We start from the raw sequence: 5,889 nt of genomic DNA on the forward strand, positions 1-5,889 counted from the left end.
TTCATGGCAGCGATGCGCTCAGGGGTTACCTGTACCGCTGCATTGGCGAACATCATAGTAACCGGGTCGCCGGGCATGGCGCGAGGTAAAACGAAGTTCAGCGTTATCGCAAATAAAAGCGCTATCAAATAAAAAGACAGCCGTCGTATAAAGAATCCCATAACTCACACCTTAATCATCCAGCCTGTATTGACCGCGCTGGATTCAGGACAGAAATCCCCCTGACGCAAGGCGCCATAACTTTCAAATAGAGAGGGGGGAAGAGGCGGTGTGCAATGTACACACCGCAAGTTAGTACCTAAAAATTATGCTTTAGGTTTTAGATCAAGTACTTGTAGCAGACGCTCTTGTGTATTGGTGATAGGCATTGGACGGCCCTTCGGATTCTTCTCGTTCCACCAGCCAGTAAAGCGTGCGGTGTTGTACTGAGAAGTGTAGGCACCAGACATAACAGGGACTGTTACTTGGTTTTCGGCAATGATCTTCTGGATTTTATGAGCGATGTTCATCTGTTCGTTGCGATCAGCCGTTTTGTAGAAGCCTTCTAGTAGCGTGTCTAGCTCTTTGTTGCTCCAGTAGTGAAGTGCAAAGCGAGGCATCCCCTGGTTCGCCTGGAAGCGGGAGTGGTAACCGCTGTCCCAGTAGGTGTAAGGGTCAGCGCCGTGGAAGTAGTTGGTGTAGGCAACATCATACTTCGCATCCAGCATTGCCTGATTGTAGACAGAGAAGTCAGGTGTGCTTGCTTTCGCCTTGATGCCAACTTCCTCAAGCATTTCAACAGCTAGCTGAACGGTGTTGTTGAAGTCAGTCCAGCCACTTGGAGATTGAATCGATAGCTCAAGCTTCTTGCCTGTCGGCGTTTCGACGAAGCCATCTTTATCAAGATCCTTAAAGCCAGCTTTTTTCAGCAATGCTTTTGAGTTCTCGATGTTGTACGTCATAAATGGCTTGTACTTGTTGTAGACAGTGTTATCAGACCAAGAGGCAAATGCCTGACCCAGACCTGAAGCATAGTCATTTACCACACCGCCGCCGTAGAACGCGATATCGATAATGGTTTCACGGTCAATAGCCATAGAGAAGGCACGGCGGAAGTCGATGTTGTTGATCGCTTCGTTGTTACCGGCATTTGGCGACTTGTAGTTGAACATGAATGCCTGGCTGCCGCCCGCAGGGTACCAGTACTTGTTGTGAGGGCTGGCTGCTGCGTATGTGCTGTCGACATCAGGAATGAACGAGTAAGTCCAGTCGAATTGGCCGCTTAGGACCTGGCCCAGGAACTGGTCGTTGCCCGCAACCTGAGGCAGGCGCAGACAGTCAATCTCTAGGTTGCTGTTATCCCAGTATTGCGGGTTACGGCACTGGGTGTATAGCTGTGGAGTAAAGTTTTCGACTTCGGTAAATGGACCCGTACCAACAGGGTTTTCGTTGGTGAAGCGAGTAGGATCATTTACCTTGCTCCAGATATGCTCGGCAACGATAGATACTTCATTGATTAGGTACGGTACGTTTGAGTTTGCTTCAGTCAGGTTGAAGGTAACTTTGCTGCCGGATGCTTCAATAGACTTCAGGCGCTGGTTGATACCGGTACGGTCAAGTTCCGGGTGCTTCTTCAGCATGTTGAACGTAAAGGCAACATCTTCTGCGGTAAAGGCATTACCGTCAGACCATTTGACGCCGTCACGGATCTCGAAAGTCACTTTCATTAGGTCATCAGACATGTAGTAGTCTGTTGCCAAACGCATAACTGGCTTATTGCCCTGAAGTTCGTTGAACACGACTAGAGGCTCGTAGATAAAGTCTTGGACCGTATCCAACTGAGTCTGCAGGAATGGGTTAAAGTTACGAACAAAAGTAGGGTAGAACTTAGGTACCATGGTTAGTTCAGTGCGATCGGCTGCAGAGGCTACCGGTGCGGTTAGCATTGTGGAAGCTGCAGCAACAACTGCGAGTGCTAACTTGGTTTTCTTAATATTGGCAAGCATAGCTGTTCCTTACTCTATTGCTTATTGTTTCACTTGTGGAAAATGAATGCCCCGAAGGGCTTCTTTCGAGCCCACTCCGACAGAGTGAATAACACACTCACATCGAATGGCCTTGTAGACTCTAAGTGCCTTAAGGAAACCCTTGATTGACATGATCGTCAATCTGCCCGCCCGTCAAAAACGTCAAAACCAAGGGGGGTACTGTAAAAAACGTTAATTCTGTATTGTTGAACTAGTTAATAGATCCGTGAAGGTGTGCGGCAACTCACGATTCATACACAGTGTTTCATCGTTATTGTTAGTAACCACTACGCCAGAAGCACTTAAAATTAAAGATCTTAGAGTGTCAAATACTCCTTTGTGATGTAACGCACAGTAAGTATTAGGGTTAATTCCCTGCGGAAAATTTCACGGCCTGATTTGTTGTGATTGGCTTCTCATAAACCAAAAGATATTTCTATCTGAAGGGAAATTCGCCTTTAAAAGGGCGAGTTAGCGCTAATTTTGAGCGATTTTTTCGTGCTTTAATGGCTTTATTTTGATGAGGGTAAGGGATACTTTACGGCTGGAAATAAGCTTTGTGATAGCCCTCTGAGGACATCACAGTATGGGCGAAATAAGCTAAGCGCAGAGCCTCTTTGAGCCCGTTTGAGGGGGGCTGTGCTGTCTGTCAGGTTACAGGCGGGATGGTGGCGGTTATGTGAATGCAATAGCGGAGATGGAAAAAAGCCCGCGTCTGCGGGCTTGCTGATGGTGGTTTATGCTAATGCTAAACAGGCTACTGGCCGATCAAGTGCTGGAGCTTGTCCTTCATTATCTCGATGTTTTGCCGTTCGGAACTCGGTGTGCTGCAGCGCTCAAGCACAAAGTCGATGGTATTGAGCACCGTGCGCCAGCGTGGGGTCTTGGGCAGGGTTTCAAGATGGAGGTACTTATCCAGCGTGCGGGTTTGCAGCGTGCTGCGGTCGAGGTAGACGCGCCACAGGCCACTTTCTTCCGCCAGCTCGAACTTGGTCTTGTTGGCCGATTCTTCCCAGAAACTTAAGGTGGCTTTCATGACCTCGACCAGCAGTTCCCGTACCGAATCGGTTTTGTTTTTGCCGTTGTCATCCAGTTTGTCGGCCAGTCGGGTAAATTCACCGCCCAGCTCACGCAGTTGCTGCAGACATCCCTTGTCGCCGTCAAAGGCAAAGCCAGAAAGCACCTCCATGGCATTTTCCAGCACCTCGACCCGTTGCTGGGTGGCCGGGCCATTCTTGTCGAACACGAACATGCGCTGGAGACCGGACTCCTCGGGAAGGTTTATCACGTCGGTGTCCAGAGAGACGAGCTCATCGTTGATACGGTAGAGCAGGCTGCCGTTATAGTGATGGCTGTTGGTGATATCCGCTGGTAGATGAGTGGCGAGGATGTCATCAATGTTGTGTCGCTCCATCTGCTCGGGAGCACGATGGAACAGCTTGCCCGCTGCACTGTTTGCATAGCGTATACGTCCGCCTCCCTGAACGCAGAGAATGGCTTCGCTGGTGGATTCCAGCAGGCCGAGTAATCGGGTCTGCGCTTCTAAAAGGCCAGCCTCGACTTGCTCCCGGCGTTCAATTTCCTGCTTCAGCGCCTGATTCTTCTGGTGTTGAACTTCTGTTTGCCCTGCTCTGATGTGGGCGCCGATCCGTGCTGTCAGCTCCTCTTTGTTAAAAGGCTTGGTCAGGTAGTCGTTGGCACCGCTCTCGAATCCTTTGACGCGATCTTGTACCTGCCCGAGGGCAGATAGCATGATGATAGGCAGTTCGAGACGGGAATACTGCTGCCGAAGGTGTTGGCAAACCTCATACCCGGACATTTCGGGCATCATGATGTCGAGAAGAATAAGGGCCGGCTTGTGACTTTCCATTAGCTTTAATGCACTCGGGCCGTTTTCTGCGGTAATTACCCGATAGCCTTCAAGGCGGAGGAAGTTATTGAGGACCTGCAGGTTGACGGGCTCGTCATCGACAATCAGCAGCAATTCGCCGTCCGGGTTTTCCGGGATGTCTTCCGTCTCGCAGAAGGTGGTATCCAGCGAGGGAACCTGGAAATGGGAGCTGCGGCTGGCCAGCTGGCTATCGGCGATATCTTCTTCCGATGCCTGGTTCAGGGTAAAGCTGAAGGTTGCCCCGACCATAGGTTGACTGCTGACATATAGTCTGCCTCCCATCAGTTCGATAAGCTGGCGGCTGATTGACAGCCCTAGCCCGGAGCCCTGTCGGTAGCGGGCGGCATTGGTGTTGGCCTGGATCAACGGCTCGAAAATATGTTCAAGTTGCTCGGGCGGAATCCCCTGGCCGGTATCGACCACCTGGACACGAATTTGGTTTTCGAGGATGGTCGCTGACAAAATGATCTTGCCTTCCGAGGTATATTTGATGGCGTTGCCGACGAGGTTATACAGCACCTGCTCCAGGCGTTGCTCGTCGCCAAGCACCAGTGGGAGATCATCAGGTATTTGGTTGATGATCCGAACCGGCTTGCTGCCGAGCAGGTGGCCGGACAGTTCCAGTACCAGGCGGACGGCCGATGCCAGATCAACCGCCTGCTTGTTCATGTCCAGATCGCCATAGCGCATCTTGTGGTAGTCGAGCAGATCATCGACCAGATTGGTGAGGCGCTGGCCGCTGTTAATCATCATTTCCAGCTGCCGGCGCTGGGTATGCTGGACCGGGCCGCTGGCACCGGCCAGGAGAGATTCGGCAATGCCGACCATACCGTGGAGAGGTGTACGCAGCTCATGCGACGTGGTGGCCAGGAATTCATCTTTCAGCTTGTCGGCAGTTTGCAGATCGTCATTTTGCTGCTGGATGACCTGCAGGTTTTGCTCCAGCTCGGCATTTTGCTTGCGGATCAGGGAGATTTTCTCACGGATCGAGCGCTGCATTCTGGCAAAGCTGGTTGCAAGGCGGCCAATTTCGTCGCTGCGTTCGGTGCTGGTGATCTCTTGCTCCATATCACCGGCCGAGACCCGCTCGGCCGCCCATGTGAGGCGCAACAAGGGAGCGGTGATGGAGTTGGAGAGCCAGTGGGAGGCGATAATAACCAGAATGATGGCGGTGATCATCGCGACTGAGAAGATTTTCTCCAGCTGGCGGATCCGGGCAAAAGCCTCCTCTTCAGGTAGCTCGACAACCAGTGCCCAGGGGTTGCCCAGCACATTGATTTGGGCAAAGGCGCTCAATACCGGGATCTGGTTAAAGTTGAGGAAACTGCCGACTCCGGTCTGGCCGCTGAGGGCTTTTTCAATGCTCGGGCTTGAGAGATCCTGCGGTAGCGTGTCGCCGCTTGGCAGGCGCGACAGGTGATCACTGCCGACCAGCAGCGTCTGCACACGGTTGGAGGTATTGCTGGTATCAGCAATAAAGTCGCTGATCGACTGGTTGCCGAGCTTGAAGAACACATAGCTGTGCAGGTAGCCCTGCTGAATGATAGGGGCAGCAAACCAGGCTGCGTTTTCTGTGCCCGAAGAGGCAGCGGTGAAATCGGTAAAGGCGACAGGAACTTGCTCCGGCTCGCTTAGTTGTTGCTTGGTCTTGTTCTTTATCGTGGCAAAGGTCTGCTTCAGGGCCTCGAAAGGACTGTCATCGGCAAGCAGGTTGGCACTGAACTTATCGGGGCTATGGGCGGAATAGACGACGTTCCCCTTGATATCGACCAGCAAGATATCACTGAAATCTGATCGCTTGAGGTATTCGTCATAAGCCCAGTTATAGCGTTTATACATCAGGCGATAGCGTTCATGGCCGACATAGTTGCCGCTATAGGCACTGTTATGGGGCTTGGCAATCAGGGTTTCGGTAAAGTAACGGCTGGTGTTTCCGCCCTTGGTCAGCGCCGAGATATCCCCCAACTGATGATAGGCACCTACCAGTCCGTA

2 protein-coding genes and 1 pseudogene are annotated in these 5,889 nt (G+C 51.8%); all 3 read right to left on the reverse strand.

The window, feature by feature from the left end; genetic code table 11:
- Positions 1-161, reverse strand: a pseudogene (locus MHN01_RS13965) (ABC transporter permease); the annotation flags it as partial.
- Between the two features lie 144 nt (positions 162-305).
- A complete protein-coding gene (locus MHN01_RS13970; RefSeq protein ID WP_239411902.1) occupies positions 306-1,985 on the reverse strand; it encodes an ABC transporter substrate-binding protein in 1,680 nt (559 codons plus the stop codon).
- Positions 1,986-2,763: 778 nt separating this feature from the next.
- The coding region (locus tag MHN01_RS13975; protein ID WP_239411903.1) for a response regulator at positions 2,764-5,889 on the reverse strand (3,126 nt) is incomplete at its 5' end.

This window comes from Photobacterium sp. OFAV2-7, assembly GCF_022347985.1.
Taxonomy (GTDB): domain Bacteria; phylum Pseudomonadota; class Gammaproteobacteria; order Enterobacterales; family Vibrionaceae; genus Photobacterium.